General features: G+C 66.5%; 20 protein-coding genes. 10 read left to right on the top strand and 10 right to left on the bottom strand.

The annotated features are described in order from the left end of the window. The first annotated feature begins 143 nt into the window (after positions 1–143). From VGN62_RS03730 to VGN62_RS03715, 4 genes are all read left to right on the top strand, one after another. Positions 144–788 (top strand): GGDEF domain-containing protein, encoded by a 645-nt coding sequence (locus VGN62_RS03730; RefSeq protein WP_327451304.1) that lies wholly within the window; start codon positions 144–146, stop codon positions 786–788. A 54-nt stretch (positions 789–842) separates the two neighbouring features. After that, positions 843–1,172: a hypothetical protein gene (locus VGN62_RS03725; RefSeq protein WP_327451302.1), complete on the top strand. Its 330-nt coding sequence runs from the start codon at positions 843–845 to the stop codon at positions 1,170–1,172. 43 nt (positions 1,173–1,215) lie between these two features. Next, positions 1,216–1,770, top strand: a complete 555-nt coding sequence (locus VGN62_RS03720; RefSeq protein WP_327451300.1) for a hypothetical protein — start codon at positions 1,216–1,218, stop codon at positions 1,768–1,770. 113 nt (positions 1,771–1,883) lie between these two features. Further along, entirely contained in the window at positions 1,884–2,345 is a 462-nt protein-coding gene (locus VGN62_RS03715; RefSeq protein WP_327451298.1) for a DNA starvation/stationary phase protection protein, read from the top strand. A 27-nt stretch (positions 2,346–2,372) separates the two neighbouring features. Here VGN62_RS03715 and VGN62_RS03710 read toward each other — a convergent pair whose 3' ends face one another. Further along, the gene (locus tag VGN62_RS03710) at positions 2,373–3,086 is read right to left on the bottom strand and encodes a 2OG-Fe(II) oxygenase (RefSeq protein WP_327451360.1); all 714 of its coding nucleotides are present in this window, start codon (positions 3,084–3,086) and stop codon (positions 2,373–2,375) included. A 191-nt stretch (positions 3,087–3,277) separates the two neighbouring features. On the opposite strand from VGN62_RS03710, the gene VGN62_RS03705 reads away from it, so the two are divergent. Then, complete coding sequence (locus VGN62_RS03705; RefSeq protein ID WP_327451296.1) at positions 3,278–3,796, top strand: hypothetical protein; 519 nt, start codon at positions 3,278–3,280, stop codon at positions 3,794–3,796. A 10-nt stretch (positions 3,797–3,806) separates the two neighbouring features. On the opposite strand, the gene VGN62_RS03700 is transcribed toward VGN62_RS03705, so the two are convergent. Then, positions 3,807–4,886 carry an endonuclease/exonuclease/phosphatase family protein gene (locus tag VGN62_RS03700; protein ID WP_327451294.1) on the bottom strand — a complete coding sequence of 360 codons (1,080 nt, stop codon included), beginning with the start codon at positions 4,884–4,886 and terminating at the stop codon, positions 3,807–3,809. A gap of 107 nt (positions 4,887–4,993) precedes the next feature. Here VGN62_RS03700 and VGN62_RS03695 point away from each other — a divergent pair, with 107 nt between their 5' ends. The 5 genes from VGN62_RS03695 to VGN62_RS03675 all read left to right on the top strand — a co-directional run bounded on the left by VGN62_RS03695 (position 4,994) and on the right by VGN62_RS03675 (position 10,748). Further along, positions 4,994–5,482, top strand: coding sequence for a hypothetical protein (locus VGN62_RS03695; RefSeq protein ID WP_327451292.1), 489 nt, complete (start codon positions 4,994–4,996; stop codon positions 5,480–5,482). Between the two features lie 16 nt (positions 5,483–5,498). Then, positions 5,499–7,151 carry a M20/M25/M40 family metallo-hydrolase gene (locus VGN62_RS03690; protein WP_327451290.1) on the top strand — a complete coding sequence of 551 codons (1,653 nt, stop codon included), beginning with the start codon at positions 5,499–5,501 and terminating at the stop codon, positions 7,149–7,151. A 172-nt stretch (positions 7,152–7,323) separates the two neighbouring features. After that, positions 7,324–9,135 carry a DUF885 domain-containing protein gene (locus VGN62_RS03685; RefSeq protein ID WP_327451288.1) on the top strand — a complete coding sequence of 604 codons (1,812 nt, stop codon included), beginning with the start codon at positions 7,324–7,326 and terminating at the stop codon, positions 9,133–9,135. A gap of 19 nt (positions 9,136–9,154) precedes the next feature. After that, positions 9,155–9,730 carry a phosphoribosyltransferase gene (locus tag VGN62_RS03680; RefSeq protein ID WP_327451286.1) on the top strand — a complete coding sequence of 192 codons (576 nt, stop codon included), beginning with the start codon at positions 9,155–9,157 and terminating at the stop codon, positions 9,728–9,730. Continuing rightward, positions 9,723–10,748, top strand: a complete 1,026-nt coding sequence (locus VGN62_RS03675; protein ID WP_327451284.1) for an adenosine deaminase — start codon at positions 9,723–9,725, stop codon at positions 10,746–10,748. Before VGN62_RS03680 ends, VGN62_RS03675 begins: the two co-directional genes overlap by 8 nt. Before the next feature lie 7 nt (positions 10,749–10,755). On the opposite strand, the gene VGN62_RS03670 is transcribed toward VGN62_RS03675, so the two are convergent. The 8 genes from VGN62_RS03670 to VGN62_RS03635 all read right to left on the bottom strand — a co-directional run bounded on the left by VGN62_RS03670 (position 10,756) and on the right by VGN62_RS03635 (position 19,066). Next, positions 10,756–11,796 carry a rod shape-determining protein gene (locus VGN62_RS03670; RefSeq protein ID WP_327451283.1) on the bottom strand — a complete coding sequence of 347 codons (1,041 nt, stop codon included), beginning with the start codon at positions 11,794–11,796 and terminating at the stop codon, positions 10,756–10,758. Between the two features lie 170 nt (positions 11,797–11,966). Continuing rightward, entirely contained in the window at positions 11,967–12,449 is a 483-nt protein-coding gene (locus tag VGN62_RS03665; protein WP_327451358.1) for a hypothetical protein, read from the bottom strand. Positions 12,450–12,513: 64 nt separating this feature from the next. Continuing rightward, entirely contained in the window at positions 12,514–12,897 is a 384-nt protein-coding gene (locus VGN62_RS03660; protein WP_327451281.1) for a reverse transcriptase-like protein, read from the bottom strand. 17 nt (positions 12,898–12,914) lie between these two features. Further along, positions 12,915–15,008, bottom strand: a complete 2,094-nt coding sequence (locus VGN62_RS03655) for a TonB-dependent receptor plug domain-containing protein (protein WP_327451356.1) — start codon at positions 15,006–15,008, stop codon at positions 12,915–12,917. Then, entirely contained in the window at positions 15,008–15,754 is a 747-nt protein-coding gene (locus VGN62_RS03650; protein ID WP_327451280.1) for a hypothetical protein, read from the bottom strand. Before VGN62_RS03650 ends, VGN62_RS03655 begins: the two co-directional genes overlap by 1 nt. A 112-nt stretch (positions 15,755–15,866) precedes the next feature. Next, positions 15,867–17,588 (bottom strand): M56 family metallopeptidase, encoded by a 1,722-nt coding sequence (locus VGN62_RS03645; RefSeq protein WP_327451278.1) that lies wholly within the window; start codon positions 17,586–17,588, stop codon positions 15,867–15,869. After that, positions 17,588–17,962: a BlaI/MecI/CopY family transcriptional regulator gene (locus VGN62_RS03640; RefSeq protein WP_327451276.1), complete on the bottom strand. Its 375-nt coding sequence runs from the start codon at positions 17,960–17,962 to the stop codon at positions 17,588–17,590. The genes VGN62_RS03645 and VGN62_RS03640 overlap by 1 nt, the downstream gene beginning before the upstream one ends. Positions 17,963–18,283: 321 nt before the next feature. Next, positions 18,284–19,066 (bottom strand): cold-shock protein, encoded by a 783-nt coding sequence (locus VGN62_RS03635; RefSeq protein WP_327451275.1) that lies wholly within the window; start codon positions 19,064–19,066, stop codon positions 18,284–18,286. Between the last annotated feature and the right edge of the window lie 210 nt (positions 19,067–19,276).

The following is a 19,276-nucleotide window of genomic DNA, read 5'->3' as shown; positions in this document are numbered from 1 at the left end:
TAGCGACTGTGTTCCCTGCGGGCAACGCCGCGCAATTGATGTCCGGGGCGTTTACCGATTGGTATCAAGTCGCGGCTAGGGTTGCCGGACTTAGATCCGTTGGCGTTCGGCCGGCGGAGGGTAGGGCGCGCCGGGGATCAGGCATGGATAGCGTAGGGGGGGCACGGATCGCAGTCGACCAGTTCGGCGCCGTATCCGTTGACTCCATCGAGGACCAGCTGCGTGAAATACGCCGGGAACGCGACGCGTTGCGCCGCGAAAACCGCGTATTGAAGATCGCCGTCGCCGAACTCGAACGCGTGTCCGAGCGCGATACGCTGACCCCGCTGTTCAACCGCCGCTATTTCCTGACCGCGATCCATCACCGCATGGCGCGCTTCGAACGCCACGCCGAACGCGCCGCGGTCGTCTTTGTCGACGTCAACCAGCTCAAATATATCAACGATAATTTCGGCCATGCCGCAGGCGACTTTGCGCTGCTCGAAATCGCCAAGCGGCTCGCCGCGTCGATCCGTGCGACCGACGTCGCGGCGCGCATCGGCGGCGACGAGTTCGGCCTGATCCTCGACCAGTCGAGCGAGGAAGGCGCACGCGCGCAGGTTACCCGGCTGTGCGAGGTGCTGACCGCCGCGCCGACGCATTATGACGGGCACGAGATTGCGCTGTCGGCCTGTTTCGGCATTGCGATGCTCCAGACCGGCATGACCGAATCGGACATATTGGCCGCCGCCGACCGCGACATGTATCGCAGCAAACAGAGCCTCGGCGGCCTGCCCGGTCACCGCTAACCGCGCGTTAACCAAAAAAGCGCATCGTTTCCCGTGCGAACAAGGGGGTGGACGATGCGAAACCAGACCGACCCATATCTCGACATGCAGAACCGGATTACCGGCCAGATCGGCGCGCTCGCCGAAGCGCTGCCGCACTGCGCGCTCGCGCAGATCGTCCAGGGGATCGACGACATCCGCTGCCTCGCGCGCGACAACGGCTTTGCCGCGGTCGAGACGCTGGCGAGCCGGCTCGAATCGGCGGTCGCCGGGGGCGGCTATCGCGCGGCGATCCTGACCTATCTCGATGCGATGAGCGATGCCGCGAGTGCGCCGCGCGGGACTCTTCCGGCGGCCGCGCACGAAGCGTGGCTGGCATCGGTCGCGGTGCGGCTGGGGCATTGACGCCAAAGCGCCGACGATTCAGACATAGTCGATGGATGCAATCATGCTTGCGCTGGTGGCGGTGCTGCTCGCCAATGCCGACGGGCGCAGCGGGATATTCTTGTCGCGGCTGCTGAGCGTTCGCGCCGACCGCCGCGTCACGGTGGTCATCGCGTTCGGCGCCTTCATCATCAATGCCGTCGTTGCGGCGGTCGCGGGGGCGATCGCGAACGGCCTGATCGGGCAGGGAGTAGCCGCCCTGCTCGTTGCGCTCGCGATGCTGTCGGCGGCGGTGGCGCTGCTCTGGCGCGTGAGGCTCCTCTCCGATGCCGGCGCCGATGACGCTCCGCCGGCGCTGCTGGCGGGGCGGATGCTCGCCGCGCAGTTCGGCGATCGCAGCCATTTCCTGATCGGCGCGCTCGCCGCGACGAGCGGTGCGGGGCAATGGGCCGCGGCGGGCGGGCTTATCGGCTGGACGCTCGCGATGCTGCCCTTCCTCGCCTTCGGCCCGGCGCTCGCCGAACGGCGCGCGGCGCGCGTCCTGCGCTGGGCGAGCGCGGTCATCCTGACGCTTTGGGGCATCCGCATGGCGTTGGGCGCATTTGGATTGATCGGATGATTGATTCGACCAATTAGTTCTTATCGTTTTTATCGATGAAGCTTACCCAAAGCTTCAATGGGAAAGCCCTGCCCCTCTTCGCTATATCGGGGGAGCAAAGAAAGGATGCTCCCATGTCCCAGAAAACCGACAATGCTCCCGCCGTCGCCGATGCGCTGAACGCGCTGCTCGCCGACAGTTTCGCGCTCTATCTCAAGACCAAAAACTATCATTGGCACGTCCAGGGTCCGCAGTTTCGCGAATTGCACCTGCTGTTCGACGAACAGGCGGCGCAGATTTTCGCGACGACCGACCTGATTGCCGAGCGGGTGCGCAAGAATGGCGCGCCGACCCTGCGTTCGATCGGCGACATCGGCCGCCGCGCGTCGATCCGCGACGATGACAGCGCGGGCCTGGGCGCCGAGGCGATGATCCGCGCGCTCGCCGACGACAACAAGATCCTGCTCGGCCAGCTCAAGGAGGTGAAGGCCGCCGCCGAAGCCGACGGCGATATCGCGACGAGCGGGCTGGTCGACGGCTGGGCCGACGAGACGCAGCAGCGCATCTGGTTCCTCGAGGCGACGCTGGGATATTGAGCCGGGCGATCCCCTCCTGCCGCCGCCTCAGGTGGCATCGTGGAAAATCACCCCCAGCGTGTGCCGCCGTCCCGACCGGATTTCGCTGACCCCGTGGCGCATCGCGACGCGGTAATCGCCGCGCGCGCCTTTCACCGGCCGCGCGTTCACCGCAAAGACGACGGCATCGCCCTTCGCCAGCGGCACCACCGCGGCGCGTGATTGCATCCGGGGCCTTTGTTCGGTCAGCACGAACTCGCCGCCGTCGAAGTCGCTGCCGGGCGCCGACAGCAGCACCGCGGCCTGCAACGGAAAGACATGCTCGCCGTACAAATCCTGGTGCAGGCAATTATAATCGCCCGGCCCATATTGCAGCAGCAGCGGCGTCGGCCGCCGCTGCCCCGCCTCATGGCAGCGCGCGAGATATTCGGCGTGGTCGGCGGGAAAGCGCGCCGCCATCCCCATTCGCTCGTGCCAGCGGTTGGCGATCGGCGCGAGCGACAGGTATAGCCCGCTCCGCAGCATCGCGACGAGCGGCGGCAACGGATAGGAAAAATAGCGATATTCGCCGCGTCCGAAGCCGTGCCGCGCCATGAGTACCTGGCTGCGGAACCCCGTCTCGTCGGCATAAAGCGCCGCGATATCGTCACACGCGGCGTCGCTGAGCAGCCGCGGCAGCACTGCCCACCCGTCGCGATCGAGCGCCGCAGCCATGGCGTCAAGGTCCGGCGCTTCGATACGCGCGCCGATGCGTGTTTCCATCGTCTCTGTCATGCGCCGATCCTGCCATCGCGGCGTCCGGTCCGCGCCCCGTTTCTTGCTTTCAAACTCGCATGCCCATGCCGTGCCACCATCCGCCGCATCCGCGGCACAGCGGGCCTATCGGCGCTTCCCCGCACGCGCGGCTTCGCTCTAGTCGGGCAGGGGGGTGAGCGAGGACAGGAGCAAGGATGATGAGCGCGCTTTCGACCCGGCACGAGCCCGACCCGCTCGGCCCGCCGCCGACCGCGGACGATCAGGCGCTGGGGCTCCAGTTCTGCCGTATCGGCCTCTTGTCGCTGACCCGGCTGCAACTCGCGCTCGAGCGCGGCGACCGGTCGCGCGCGATGGAGGCGATCGACGACCTGCACGCACTCGATGCCGAGGTCGAACGCCTCGTCGGCGCGCTTCCCGTCTCGCCGGGCGACGCGCGGCAGGGGCGCGTCGCGCGCATCCTCAAGGAGGGGAAGATGGCGGTCGCGTTCGAAAAGCTCGCGCTCGCGAGCGGGATCAGCGGCCCCGACCTCGCCTCGCGGCCCGCCGTCCCGGATCGCATCGCCCATGCCCGGCCCGAAACCGAGTCCGCCGGCATCGCCGACTGGCCGCCCGCCGAACCGCGAACGGCGCGCCTTGTCCGTACCTATGGACCGCGCGCCGCGATCCTGCTCGCGATCGCCGGTGCAACCGCCGCAGCGCTGTTCATGGCGCTCTAGGGTCCCGACCCTAGCAGCCTCGCTTCGCTGCCATCCCCGCTGGCCAGCGCAGTTCATAGGTCACCAGGAACCCGTCGTGATCCGACAGCTGCGGGCCGCTCGCGCCGCCGTCGAACAGCGCCTCGGCGCGCACCGGGCGCACCGTCAGCCGCTCGCCGTCGGCAAAGAATTGCAGGTCCTGCGTGTCCATCCACGGCGCATCGCCGTCCCATGACATCTTGACCTCGCATCCCGACGCGGGGTCGACGCACGCCTCGTGCACCAAAGTCAGCGGATGATATCGAGAAAATCCCGCCCAGCGATCCTCCGAATGGCGCATGTTGAAATCGCCCCCGAAAATCAGCGGCGCCGCAAGGTCCTGCGTCCGCGCGATGAAATCCGACGCCGCGATCGCCTGTCGGGCATGCGCTTCGCCGTCGCGCTCCGCCGTCACCCCCGACGCCCCGCGCGAGTTCATATGCGTGTTATAGATGTCGATCGGCACCGGCACGCCGGGCATCGCGATGCGGGCGAGCATCACCCCCTTGTTCGACAGGCAGTCGAGTCCCGCGCACGCGCGCCGGCCGTAGGCGCCCCGCGCGCTGTCGACGATCGGATAGCGCGACGCGATCGCCAGCCCGCCGCCGACGAGCTTGATCCCCAGCTCGCCCTTCAGCGGCTTGGCCCTGCCCGCCATCTTGTCGAGATCGGCGAAATAGGGCGGTGTCGTCCGGCGCGGCCCCGGCGCGATCGCGGGATAGCCGCTCGCCGCGACCGCGCGCTTCGCCGCGCCGCTGAACATTTCCTGGAACAGGATGACGTCGGGGCCGGTCCCGCCTTCGTGCATCGCCGCCAGCCGCTCGCCGATCGCCTTGAGTTCGGCCGACCGCCCCTTGCGCGCCGGCCAGCCGAGCCCCTCGAGATTATAGGTCAGCACCGACAGCGTCGCGGTCGCCGTTTGCCCGTCGGCCGCCACCCGCACCGGCGCGGCGGGAGCTGCGTCGCACGCCATCACGCGCAGCGGCTGCTTCGACCCGCACCCCGCCAGCGCGAGCGCACCGGCCGCGGCCAGCGCGCGGCGGGAAATCGAAACGGGCCGTTTGGAAGTCATCACCGGCCCCTAACGCATTAGGTTGCGGTCGTCACCGCCGCAGCGGTTCACAACGCGCCCGGTCATGCTAAGAGCCGGTTTCCAAACCCGAAACGGGAAACAAGATCATGCCCTTCTTCTCCGCCACGGCGCTCATGCCGCTCCTGATGCTTGCCGCCCAACCCGGTGATACCGCCGATCCGCCGTGGAGGGGAAAGATGCAATGCACCGTCACATGGAATGACACCGGCGGAATGGACGACGCCTGGACATTGGCGGTCGCCAGCGACACGAACAATATGAACGTCGCGATCGCCGCCCGCGCCCGGGCCAGCGATCCGAAGCCGCTGGCAAAGGACGAAACGCGCGAACTCGAACCGCGCAAGGCAAAGCTCGAAATCGCAGGAATGGGCGGCGGAGAGGTCGAAGTGACCAGCTTCGCGATCGGCGAAGACCGCATGTGGCACAATGTCCCGCTGGGTCATGTCGAAAATCTCGACAAATTCCCCGCCGACTTCGCCCTGTCTCTTACCTTCGAAAACACCGCGCCGATGGAGGTGGAAATGCGCGACTTTGTCGGCGCACGCGCCTATCTCAAACGCTGCCTCGACCGCTGATCACCGGAAAGCGACCATGAAAAACCGTCTTGCCGCCGCCTTTCTCGTCGCTGCCATCGCCGCCCCCGCCGCGGCCCAATCGGGCATCGACGCCGCGAACCTCACCGAAACCGTCCGCACGCTCGCCTCCGACCAGTTTCAGGGGCGTGCGCCCGGCACGGTGGGCGAGGAACGGACGATCGGCTATCTGATCGGCCGCCTGCAGGCGCTGGGGCTCGAACCCGCCGGTACCGACGGCGGCTGGACCCAGCCCGTGCCCCTCCTCCACACGCGGCTCGGCACCCCGACGACGCTGGCGTTCGGCCGCAAGGGCAGTGCGACGCCGCTCGCCTTCGGCACCGACATCTATGTCTCGACGCTCCAGCCCAAGGACCGCGCGGTCGTCGAAAACGCCCCGCTCGTCTTCGTCGGTTACGGCGTATCAGCGCCCGAACGCGGCTGGGACGATTTCAAGGGACAGGATTTGAAGGGCAAGGTCGCGGTCTTTCTGATCAACGACCCCGATTTCGTCGCGGCGAAGGGCGAGGACGCGTTCGGCAAGTTCGGCGGCCGGACGATGACCTATTATGGCCGCTGGACCTACAAGTTCGAGGAAGCCGCACGCCGCGGCGCGGTCGCCGCGCTGATCGTCCACGATACCGACGGCGTCGGCTATGGCTGGAACGTCGTCAAAGCACCGGGCGGTGAAAATTACGGCCTCGTCATGCCCCCCGAAAAGGTCACGAGCCTCGCGCTGCAGGGATGGATTTCGGGCGAAACCGCGACGAGCCTGTTTGCGGGCGCCGGGCAGGATCTCGCGAAGCTGCGCACCGCCGCCCGCCGCAAGGATTTCAAACCCGTCGACCTCGGCACCAGCTTCAACGCCGCGATCCCCGTGACGCAGGCGGTGGTGCAGAGCCAGAATGTCCTCGCGAAAATCCCCGGCACGAAACGCGCGGACGAGGTCGTGATGTACGGCGCGCACTGGGACGCCTATGGCGAGGGCGCGCCCGATGAAAAGGGCCGCATCTACCGCGCCGGCGCCAACGACGACGCGCTCGGCGTCGCGGGGCTGTTCGAGATGGCGCGGCTGTTCAAGGTGGCGCCCGCGCCCGACCGCACGATCGCCTTCGCCTTCTGGACCGCCGAGGAACGCGGGCTGCTCGGCTCGGAAGCCTACGCCCAAAACCCGATCTTCCCGGTCGAAAAGACCGTCGCCAACCTCGGCCTCGACATCCTGCAAACTGCGGGCAAGGCAAAGGACGTCATCCTCGTCGGTAAGGGGCAGGGCAGTCTGGAGGATGATCTCGCGCGCGTCGCCGCGACCCAAGGCCGCACCGTCAGCGTCGAAAGCCTCCCCGAACGCGGGCTCTTCTACCGCGCCGACCATTTCAGCATGGCCAAGCGCGGCGTCCCCGTCCTCTTGATGATGGGCATTGCGGGCGCCTCCGATCTCGTCGAGGGCGGCAAGCCCGCCGGACAGGCGTGGGTCGATGCCTATACCGGCAAATGCTATCATCAGGCCTGCGACGCGTGGGACGAAAGCTGGAACCTCGATGGTGCGGTTCAGGATATTTCGGTCTTCTACACGATCGGCGACGAACTCGCGCGCTCGGCCAAATGGCCGGGCTGGAAGGACGGCAGCGAGTTCAAGGCGATCCGCGACCGGAGCGCCGCGTCGCGGAAATAAGGGGCGGCGATTGCGGGTTTCGACCGGTTGGGGACATTGTGCACCCCGGCGAAAGGGCAGCTCCCTAGCCCAATCCAGTCATCTGCACCGCACGACGATAAACGGCCGCTGAAATATTATTGCGCCCGGCCCGGCACTGCGCGACAAGCCCTTCATTCGATAGGAGATCCCGATGCGCCTTGCCGTTGCCCTGATGCTGCTCCCCGTCCTGCCGCTCGCTCCGCTGACCGCGCCCGCTTTCGCACAGGCGGCACCGCAAGCCGGCGCGCAGGATCAGGCGCTGCTCGCGTTCCTCGATCAGGCATTCGACGAACGGCTGGCGCTCAGCCCCGAATCGCAGACGCAGCTCGGGCTCAAGACCAACTATGGCAAGCTCGACGATTACACCGACGCCGCATCGGTGCGCGAGCAGGAGCTCGCCGAACGCCAGCTCAGGGACATGCGCGCGCGCTTCCAGCCCGGCCAGCTCGGCGAAAGCGCGCGCGTGAGCTTTCGCCTGTTCGAATATGAGGTCGAACGCGGGCGCGAATCGCTCCGCTTCCGCAACCTCCGCTTTCCCGTCTCGACCAACGGCAGCCCCGCGGGCGCGATCCCCGTGCTGCTGATCAACAATCACAAGGTCGACAGCGTCGCCGATGCCGAGGCCTATATCGCGCGCCTGCGCGACACCGACCGCGTGATGCGCGAAGTCGCGGCGACGATGCGCGAACAGGCGGCGGCGGGGATCGTCCCCAACAAGGTCAATTTCGCGCCCGCGCGCGCCGACGCGCTGAAAATCGTCACCGGCGCGCCCTTCGACGGCGGCGCCGATTCGACGCTGATGGCCGATTTCCGCAAAAAGGTCGATGCGCTCGACGCCCCCGCGGCGACGAAGGCGAAGCTGATCGCCGACGCCAGCGCCGCGCTGACCGGGCCCTTCAAACATGGCTACACCACGCTCGTCGCCGCGATCGATGAAATCGAACCGAAATCGAAGGGCAATTTCGGCGCGTGGAACCTGCCCGATGGTGCGGCCTATTATGCCGACCGGCTGAAAAGCTCGACCACCACGAGCCTGACCGCCGACCAGATCCACGACCTCGGACTTGCCCAGGTCGCGGCTATCCGCGGCGAGATGGAGGCGATCAAGCGCGAGGTCGGCTTCACCGGCACGCTCGAGCAATTTTTCGACCACATCCGCACCGATCCGCAGTTCAAATATCCGAACACCGAAGCCGGCCGCGAAACCTATCTCGCCGACGCGCGCGCGGTGATCGCATCGGTGATGGACGCCGCGCCGCACTATTTCCGGGTGCTGCCGAAGGCGGCGCTCGAAGTGCGCGCGGTCGAGAAATGGCGCGAGCGGACGGCATCGACCGCCTTCTACAACCCGCCGTCGGCCGACGGGGCGCGCCCCGGCATCTATTATGTCAACCTCGTCGACATGAACCAGACGCAGAAGGTGCAGGTCGCCGGGATCGCCGCGCACGAAGGCGCGCCGGGCCACCATTTCCAGATCGCGCGCCAGCAGGAACTCGCGGGCATCCCGAAATTCCGCAAGTTCGGCGGTTACGGCGCCTATATGGAAGGCTGGGGGCTCTATTCGGAGCGGCTTGCGAACGAGATGGGCGTCTACAAGACCCCCTATGACCGCTTCGGCATGCTGTCGCTGCAGGTGTGGCGCGCGATCCGGCTGGTGCTCGACACCGGCATCCATTCGAAGCGCTGGACGCGCGAACAGGCAATCGCTTACTTCAAGGCGAACAGCTCGGTGTCGGACACCGATATCGCGCGCGAGGTCGACCGCTATTTCAACTGGCCGGGTCAGGCGACGAGCTACATGGTCGGCCAGCTCAGGATCGCCGAGCTGCGCAAACGCGCCGAAAGCGAACTCGGTCCGCGCTTCGACATCCGCGACTTTCACGAAGCGGTGCTGAGCGAAGGCGCGCTCCCGCTCGATATTCTCGAAGAGCAGGTAACGCGCTATATCGCGGCCAAGCGGTAACAGGATCGGCGAACCCGAAATGAGCGGCGAGAAGATCTTCATCAGCGCGAACGACCTGCTCGCCGATTCCTTCCGGCTCGGGATGCAGGTGCTCGATAGCGGCTTCCAGCCGACACACCTCGTCGGCATCTGGCGCGGCGGCGCGCCGGTCGGGATCGCGGTGCAGGAACTGCTCGACTATCACGGCCAGCATTGCGACCATATCGCGATCCGTACCTCGTCCTACCACGGCATCGACAAGCAGGATGCGCACGTCAAAGTCTTCGCGCTGGGCTATCTGATCGACACGTTGAATCCCGAGGACCGGCTACTCATCATCGACGACGTCTTCGACAGCGGGCGCAGCATCCGCGCCTTCATCGCCGAGCTGAAGGCGCGCTGCCGCCACAATATGCCGCGCGACATCCGTATCGCGACCGTCTGGTTCAAGCCGGGTCGCAACGTCACCGACCTCCGTCCCGATTTCTTCGTCCACGAAACCGACCAGTGGCTGATCTTCCCGCACGAGGTCGACGGGCTGACGATCGACGAGATCCGCGAGCATAAGCCCGAGGCGGCGATCATCCTGCGCGAAGAGGGGAAATCCGATGGCTGACGGGTTTGCATCGGTGGAAGAGCGTGCCGCCTTCATCGCCGGCCTGCCCAAGGCCGAACTCCACCTCCATATCGAGGGCTCACTCGAACCCGAGCTGATGTTCGAACTCGCGCAGCGCAACAATGTCGCGATCCCCTTCGCCAGCGTCGAGGAAGTGCGCGCCGCCTACGCCTTCTCGAACCTTCAAGATTTTCTCGACATCTATTATCAGGGCATGGGCGTCCTCCACCGCGAGCGGGATTTCTACGACCTGACCGCCGCCTATCTGGCGCGCGCGCACGCCGACGCGGTTCGCCATGTCGAAATCTTCTTCGACCCGCAGGGCCATACGACACGCGGCGTCGCGTTCGAGACCGTCATTGCCGGCATCACGCGCGCACTCGACGACGCGGCAGCCAGCTATGGCATGACGTCGAAACTCATCATGTGCTTCCTCCGTCACCTCAGCGAAGCCGAGGCCGAGGCGACGCTCGACGAAGCCCTGCCGTTTCTGGGCCGGATCCACGGCGTCGGCCTCGACTCCTCCGAGGTCGGCCACCCGCCCGCGAAGTTCGAACGCGTCTTTGCGCGCGCCCGCGGCCTCGGCCTCAAGATCGTCGCGCACGCGGGCGAGGAAGGCCCGCCCGCCTATGTCCACGAAGCGCTCGACCTTCTGAAAGTCGACCGCATCGACCATGGCAACCGCAGCCTCGAAGATCCCGCGCTCGTCGCGCGCCTTGCGGCCGAAGGCATGACGCTGACCGTCTGCCCGCTCTCGAACCTCAAGCTTTGCGTCGTCGGCGACATCGCCGACCATCCGCTCAAGATCATGCTCGGCGCCGGCCTCGCCGCGACGGTGAACAGCGACGATCCCAGCTATTTCGGCGGCTATGTGAACGCCAATTACCGGGCGGTCGCCGACGCGCTCGACCTGTCGAAGGATGAGCTGCTGACCTTGGCGCGCAACAGCTTCACCGGATCGTTCCTCGGCGACGCCGACAAGGCGCGGCACCTCGCGGCGATCGACGCCTACGCCTGACCCGGGGTTACGCCGCGATCAGCACCCCATGATAGGCGCGGTCCTCGAACGCGCGCCCGGCGCCCATCGCGACGCAGATCAGCGCATCGTCGGCGACCGCCACCGGCAGCCCGGTCGCGCGCGCGATCGCGTCGTCCATCCGGCGCAGCAGCGCGCCGCCGCCGGTCAGCGTGATGCCCTCGTCGATGATATCGGCCGACAGTTCGGGCGGCGTCTGTTCGAGCGCGGCGCGCACCGCGCTGACGATCTGCCCGACGGGCTCGGCGAGCGCTTCGGCGATCTCTGCCTCGGTCACGCGGACCTCTGCAGGACGGCCGGTGACGAGGTCGCGGCCCTTGACCCCCATGACCATGCCGTCGCCTTTGGGCGGGGTTGCGCAGCCGATCGTCAGCTTGACGCGCTCGGCGGTCATCTCGCCGATCATCAGATTGTGGCGGCGGCGGATCGACGAGGAAATCATCTCGTCCATCTTGTCGCCGCCGACGCGCACCGACGTGCTGTACGCGACGCCGCTCAGCGACAGCACCGCAACCTCGGTGGTGCCGCCGCCGATGTCGACGACCATCGCGCCTCGCGGCTCGGTGACATGCAGCCCGGCGCCGATCGCGGCGGCGAGCGATTCCTCGATCAGCTGCACCGACACCGCACCCGCATTGGTCGCGGCGTCGCGGATCGCGCGGCGTTCGACCATCGTCGACCCCGACGGGACGCAGATGACGACATGGCTGCGCTGCGCAAAACGGCTCGCGCCGCCCTGCGCCTTGTCGATGAAATGCTTCAGCATCTGTTCGGCGACGTCGATGTCGGCGATCACGCCGTCGCGGAGCGGCCGGATTGCCTGGATATTGTCGGGGGTCTTGCCCATCATCAACTTGGCTTCGTTGCCGACGACCTTGACGCGGCGAACGCCGTCACGCGTCTCGAGCGCAACGACCGACGGCTCGTTCAATACAATGCCCTTGTCCCGCAAATATACGACAGTGTTCACCGTACCGAGATCGATGGCCATGTTGTGCGCGGCCGACGCAAACCGATTAAAAAACTTCATATGCAGGGCGAATGCCTTCGGGAATTGACGGAATCATCAGACGCGGCTCGCCCTTCGGCGCGCCCGGCGTCTGCCCGTTGATCGCTGCGTCGAAGGCGCGGGCGCGTCAACGAAAGCCTCCGCCAATACTGCCAGAACGGTGGTTTCTCAGGCCCGGTTGATCGATCGGTTCAAAATTCGGGACCGCCCGAGCTGGGCACGAGGAATTTCAGCCCGTGCAGCCTGACGACATTGTCGCCGACGCAGACCGGCGCCGCGATCAGCCGCATCCACCGGCGCGGCGCCTGCACGGGCCTGATTTCGACGTCGAGCGTGAAACCGCGCCGATGCCTGATCGCATAGGCGCGCAGCTTCTCCATCGCCGCGCGCGACCCTTCGGCATAGAGCGCAACGGCTTCGTGGCGCGTGACGGCCGCCCCGCGCGGAATGCCGAAAATGTCATAGACTTCGTCCGACCAGTCTAGCCGGTTGTTGTCGGTCAGGTCGCATTGCCATTGGCCGAGCCGCGCGGGCCGCACGGGGACAACGACGTCGACCAGGTCGGGAACCGGGTCCAGCGTATCGCCCCCATGAAGCTGGCCCAGTTCGAAAAAGCGGTCGCGCTCGTACAGCGGCCAGCTGTGATGAACGGGCAAGGGATGGGTCGGCTTCAACGCGCTGGTGTCCATTGGGTCGGCCAAGGATAGGCGCCGGCGCTTAACAAGTGATGATCCGGATTTACAGCAATCTCTGCCGCGCCAGCGCGATTCCCGCCAGATTCTGCGTCCGCTTGATGTGCCGCACGCTCGGCATCGGTCCGTCGCCGACGAGCGCGAGGAAATTGGCCAGATGCGCCGCCGTCCCGTCGCGGGCGCGCACCATGCCGTTCGCCTGCGCGACCACCGCCGCCGCGTCGCCGAGCAGGATGAAGTTCGTCAACCCCAGGTCCTGTGCCAGCCGCAGCGCCGCGATCAGCGCGAGCCACTCGGCGTCCATGCTGCTGCCGATCCCTGCGTCGCGCACGACCACGGCAGCGCCGCCCGTCACGACCGCGGTTTCCATCTTTCCCGGGTTGGGGCGGCACCCGCCGTCGAAATAGATCTTGATGCGGCGCTTCGTCATCGCACTGCCTTATCCGCTCAGAATTTCCCGCGCACCGAAAAGGAGAAGATCGGGCCGATCAACCGGTCGCGTTCCTCGACGAAGCTCACCGGGCTTTCGCCGCGCACCCCCGTATAGGCGGTGCGGTCGCGTTTCGACCGGGCATTGGCGATGTTGCGGATCGACGCGCGGACGGTCAAGCCCAGCACATCCTTATGCTCGACAAACACCGACGCCCAGACCGGCCCTTCCCACACCTTGTCGACCTGCGTGCGTCGATAATTGGGCTGGTAGTGCGCATATTCGGCGTCGCCGCCCCACGCCCAGTCGCTGCCGGGGATATCGTGGCGCAGGCCGAGGCTGATCACCGTGTCGGTGAAGCCGTTCCACTGCCTTTTCTCGCCGGTAAAGGGATCCCGAAGCGAGCTTTTCTGCAGCAATAGCCGCGGTTCGAGCTTCATGCCCTTGACCCCGGCGGGATCGAGGTTGATCGTCGCGGTCCAGTCGATCGCGCCCGCCTTGGCTTTGGCGATATTGCCGACCGCCTCGCCATTGGTGCCGATCGGGATGACGTCGACGCGATCCTCGACGTCGCGATAGATCAGGATGATCTTGGTCGAACCCCACGCGCCGAATTTCTTGTTGATCTCGGCCTCATAGGTCCAGTCCTGCTGCGGCCGGAGGTCGTTGTTGCTCTCATTCTGGTTCCCGTCGTTCAGGAACGCGCGCGCAAGGAAATCATAGAAGCTGAGCTGGAGTACGCGGCGGCGCAGCTTGACCGAGATGTCGAAATCGGGCGACGGGGTCCACGCGAGCGATATCGAGCCCTTGGGCCGGAAAAAGCTGCGCGTCAGGCCGTTCATTCCGGTCTGGGTGATCGTCGAATGTTCGGCGCCGGCGATGATCTGGAAATTGAGTTTGTCGGTCAGCTTGCGCCCGAAGCTCAGCAGCCCCTCGTAGCGATCCTCGCTCACCCCGCCGGTACCGCCTTCGAAGGGTTGGTCGACCCACGCCCCCGTCGGATCGAGCACCGCGATCGACGCCACATTGTCGAGCGTGTTGAACGCCGCTTCGCCCGACAATTGCCAGTCGCCGCCGAACATCTTCCACTGATATTCGCCGCGCCCGATCGTCTCGCCGATATCGCCCGTCTGCGCAAAGCGATCGCCGGTCGCAATGCCGCCCGCGGGCGTCGTGACAATCTCTTGCCGGTAGGGTTCGTGGCTGAAACGCCGCAGGCCGATCAGCTTCAGCTTGCCCGGCCCCAGCCCGAACTGATAGTCGCCGCTGATCTCGTAATTCCAGCTGTCGGCATTTTCATACACGGTGCGCACCCGATCGGGCAGGCCGGGACCCGTTCGCACGCCATCCTCGTAATAGCGGTCATACTTGCGCTGATAATGGCCGCCGAGATTGGCCACCGTATCGCCGGCGGGGTCCCAGGTGATGCGCCCCGACAGCTTCGGCGTGTCATAATGGGTGTTCCAGATGTCCTTGCGCCGTTCGATGATATTGCCCGCGCCATCATAGATCAGCGTCGGGCCGCCCGCGCCGCTGCGCGCCGAATCGTCGTTGTTCAGCGCGACCTCATATTCGACCGCCCCGGTGCGGCCGCGCACCGACACGTCGGCGCGGGTGAACAGCGGGTCGGTATAATGCGCGCGAAACTCGGGCTTCCACGAAAACTGCCCCGAAAAGGCGTCGGCGCGATAGACGATATTGGCGACCTGTCCCGACAGGCCGGGGATGTCGAGCGTCGCGCCATCGACGATCTCGATCCGCTCGACATTGCCGGCGGGGATGCGCGACAATTGGGTATACATGTCGTCGGCCTTGTTCGACGGCCGCTCGCCGTTGAACAGCACATTGCCCGTCGCCTGTCCCAACCCGCGCAGATTTTCGTTGTCGCGGATCTGGAAGCTCGGAACCTGGATCAGCATGTCATAGGCGTTCTTCGGCGCGTAGCGCGTGAATTCGGCGGGCGCATACACCTGCCGCGCCGCGTTCGAAGCGCTCGCCGCGATCTCGGCCGGCGCGGGCGGCGGGGTGTCGCCTGTCGGCGCCGCCGTTTCCTGCGCCCATGCGGGCGTCGAAAGCGCGGCGGCGATGGCCGCTAGGCTCGTCCATCGCATCACTTGCCGGTCCCCTTGGCGGCGCGGTTCATCGCCTGCGCATAATCAGCGGTGACCCCCATCGCCTTCATGCTCACGACCTCGTTCGCGCTCAGCTTCCGGTACCCCGCCGCGGCAAGCCCGCGCACATAGGCGCCGTCGACGCCCAGCGCCTTGCACGCGATGGCATCCTCCACATCGGTCAGCACCAGCGCCTCCGATTTGAGGTCGCGGATATATTGGGGCCGCACGTCGAGCGCCGCCGCCGCGATCAGGTCGTCGGCGTCCTTCGGCCGCACCCCCTCGCGCGTCAGGCCATCGGCGAGGTCGATCGTCGCGTCGACCATCAGCATCGCCAGCAAGGTTGCGCGCCGGTCGGGGACAAGCCCGCGCTCGCTCAAGGCGCGCTCGAATCCGGGGTTCGAGGTAAAGCGGCACGCGCCCTTGCCTTCGAACGCGCGTGTCAGCGTGCCGGTGCACGACAGCGTCCCCGCATCGTGCGTGACCGCGAAGCTGACCGGCCCCGGCGTCGCGCGGCCCAGCGCCGCTTGCGCTTCGGCGAAGTCGGCCCGTGCGCCATCGAGTGTCCGATCGCTGCTCGACCGCTGGTGCTGGATGCGGACGCGCGGCGCGCCCTTCTTTCCGCTGGCGGGTTCGGCGACCCAGCGCACATCGGTCAGGACGAGCGGGTCGGCGGCCGCGGTCGGCGCCGCACAGGCGAGGATCGACAGCAGCGCGGCGGTGCCGGCAAGATACAGGGCTTTCATTGGTGCACTCCTCCCTCCGTGCGCCGGGCGAGCGTCATCGCTCGCCGTCGCAACGGCAATTTTGAATCAGGTTTCGATTAATCGTCCGTCGGTGCGGACGAATGTCCGAACGTCAGTCGCGCGCTGGCGGCCTGGGCGGTTCGGGCGCCTGTGGGAATTCGATCCGTGCGGTCCGGCCATCGCCGCGGCGCGCCTCGATCACCCCGCGCTCCATGTCGACAATCGCAACATTGTCGCCGCGCATGGCTTTCGCGACAGGGCGCGGCGTCGCTGCCGGCCGCGGCTTCGCGACGGGCCGGAACCCGCCCGTCGCGCGCAATTCGATCGCGTCGTCGGCGCTACGCATCTTCACGCCGGCCTTCTGCATGTCGGTGACGAAGTCGCAATCGATGCCCATCGCCCGGAGCGCGATCACATCGTCGATGCCGATGTCGGGAAAATGCGATTTCATGTCGCGCGCGAATTTCGGCTCGATGTGCAGCGCCGACGCGCCGACCAGTTCGTCGATATCGACCCCCGGGAAGATACCGCGCATCGTTTTGATATAGGCGGGATCGACGCCGGCCGCCTTCGCACCGATGATCTCGTCGGCGGTCATCGACCCGTCATGCTCACGCATCTGCGCGACATATTCGGGGGTCACCCCCACCGCGCGCATGCTCACCAACTCATCGGCGCTCAGCGTCTTTGCGGTCGCGGCGGCCGCCGCTGCGTCGTCGTCGGCATCGCTTTTCGCGACCGCCGCCGATTGCGACGTCATGGTCGTCGCCTCGCGGGTGACGGTCGAGGCGGCGCCGGCGTGGACTTCCGCCGCCGCCCCGGGCTTGGCCGTCGCCGAAAAGGCGGCGAGCGGCACGGTGATTCCCGCCAGCACGACAAGGCTCATCAGCATCCAGCTCGCGCTCGCCGGGCCGCGCTTCAGGCTGCCGTCGAGGACGCGGGTGATCCGGCGCTTCAGGCTGTCCTTGCCCGGCGCGACGCCATGCGCCGCGAGCAGCGCGCCCTGATTGTCGTGCCGCGCCGCTCCGACCAGCAAAGTCGCATAGTCGGGGCCGTCGATATCGGCCATCAGCACGGCGTCGTCGGCGGCTTCCTCGCGCAATTGATGGCTCTCACGCGCCAGCATCCACACCAGCGGATTGAACCAGAAGACCGCGCAGGCGACGCGCGCGCCGAGCAGCTTCGCCCAGTCGAGCCGCGCGACATGCGCGAGCTCGTGCGCGATGATCGCCTCGGCCTCACCCGATGCCGCGACAGCCTTGGGGCTCAGCACGATCGTCGGGCGCAGCACGCCCCAGCTGATCGGCGAGCGCAATTCGTTGCTGACGAGCAGCGCGGTGCCATGTTTGAACCCCATGCGCCGCTGCGCTTCGGCCAGTGCCGACAGCCACGACCGTTCGACCAATATTTCGGCGCGCCCGCGCATCGCGAACAGCCGCACCACCGCAAGCGCCATCATTCCAAACAGCAGCGCGAGCGGGGCAAGATAGAGAAAGGGGGCAAGGTCGCTCCATTCGGCAACGACCGGCGTCGATCCGGCGCTTTCGACCACGACAGGGACTGACGTCGCGGCGGGGGCCGGATCGATCGCCGATCCCCCTGTTGATACCATTTCGGCGGCGGGCGCGGCGAACCAGGTCGCGGGCAGCGGTACCCATTGCGGCAGCAAAAGGATCGCCGCGGGCAAGGCGAGCAGCGCCGCAAGCCCCATATGCGCGATCATCGACCGCTCGCCCGCCGAACGCCAGCGCGCGAGGCGGAGCAGCCCCAGCGTCAGCGCCGCGACGACGATCGATTTCCAGGCGAGGCCCAGCAACATGGCGGTGGTCAACATCACCCTCTCCCTTCGCGCGCTTTGGCGATCATCTGTTCGAGTTCGTCGAGTTCGCTATTGCTCATCTCGTCCTGCATACCGAGGAGGGCGGCGGCGGCGCTTGTCGCCGATCCGTTGAAAAAGACACGCACGACCTGGCTCAGCGCCGACTTGCGCGCGGTCTTGTCCGACACGCTCGGCGCATAGACGAAGCCGCGCTCGGATTGTTCGCGCACGACGAAGCCCTTCGTCTCGAGCCGTTTCAGCATTGCGCGGATCGCCGAACCCGACAATTCGTCGGCGAGCGCCTCGCCGATCTCGGTCACCGTCGACGCACCGCGCTCGTACAGGATATCGACGATTTCGCGTTCCCGCGGGGGCAAACTGGACAACATGCGACTCACCTCATGCGCTACATTTGTAGCGTGCTACATTTGTAGCGCATGCTTGGCAAGGGGTTTTGTTCGGATAATACACATCGGGGTGCGGCGGCGGCTTTTTGGGTGGGAGCTGTCCTCTCGTGAACCCCGGCGAAAGCCGGGGCCGAGTGCGGAAAAGCCAAGCCAGCGTTGGAATTCTGGACCCCGGCTTTCGCCGGGGTTCACATCTCTATCGTCCGCAATCGGCCGATTGCCGCCGATCACCTTCGATACTGTGACGCCCAAACAAAAAGGGCGGCCCGAGGGCCGCCCTTTCCGTTTTGGTCGTGCTGCCGATCAGTCCTGATGCGGCTGCAGGTTCACCGCCGCGAACTTGCCGCGGTCGTCGACTTCGATGTCGAAAGCGACGCGGTCGCCTTCGTCGAGGCCCGCCATGCCGGCGCGCTGCACCGCGCTGATATGGACAAAGGCATCGGCCTGTCCGTCGTCGCGCGCGATGAAGCCGAAGCCCTTCGTCGTGTTGAAGAATTTCACCGTGCCCGAGGTGCGTTCGCCGGTGAGCTGGCGACGGCCGCGGGCGCCGCCGGGAGCCGGACGGTCACCGCGATCGTCGCGACGCGGGGCGAATTCTTCGATCGGCAGCGGTTCGCCTTCGATCTTGAGGTCGATCGCCGACACCTTGCCGTTGCGTTCGACGAGCGTGAAGCCGAGCGGCTGGCCCGAAGCCAGACCCTGGAGGCCTGCCTGCTCGACCGCGCTGATATGCACGAACACGTCTTCACCGCCGTCGTCGCGTGCGACGAAGCCGAAGCCCTTCGACGGGTTGAAGAATTTCACCGTGCCATTGCCTTCGCCGACAACCTGCGCCGGCATGCCGCCGCCGCGTCCGCCGCCGAAGCCGCCGCCACGATCGCCGCCGCCGAAGCCGCCGCGGTCGCCGCCGCCGAAGCCGCCACGATCACCGCCGCCGAAGCCGCCGCGATCGCCGAAACCGCCGCCGCGGTTGCCGCCGCCATAGCTGTCGCCGCCGTAGGGTGCAGGTTCGAAGCTGTCGAAATTGCCGAAATCATCGCGCTTGCCGCGTCCACGCTGGCCGCGCCGATCCTTGTTGAAACTCATAGTCTGTTAGTCGCTTTCGGTCGTCCACACCCCATTCAACCGGCTCATTGCGCCGGACGGGGACGCAGTTCACCTCAGGCACGGACTCGCCCCATGCCACCAAGGGCGCAAGATATAGCCTAATTGTCCACAGGCTGCGAACAGAAAATTTCAGGAAGGCGATGCCGGATTTTGCACGATTTGCCGCTGCCGCGGCGGCGCCCTTGGCCT

This window comes from Sphingopyxis sp. (assembly GCF_035998905.1).
Classification (GTDB): domain Bacteria; phylum Pseudomonadota; class Alphaproteobacteria; order Sphingomonadales; family Sphingomonadaceae; genus Sphingopyxis.
The sequence above is the reverse complement of the archived record's forward strand: the minus strand, read 5'-3'. Positions and strand labels throughout refer to the sequence as shown.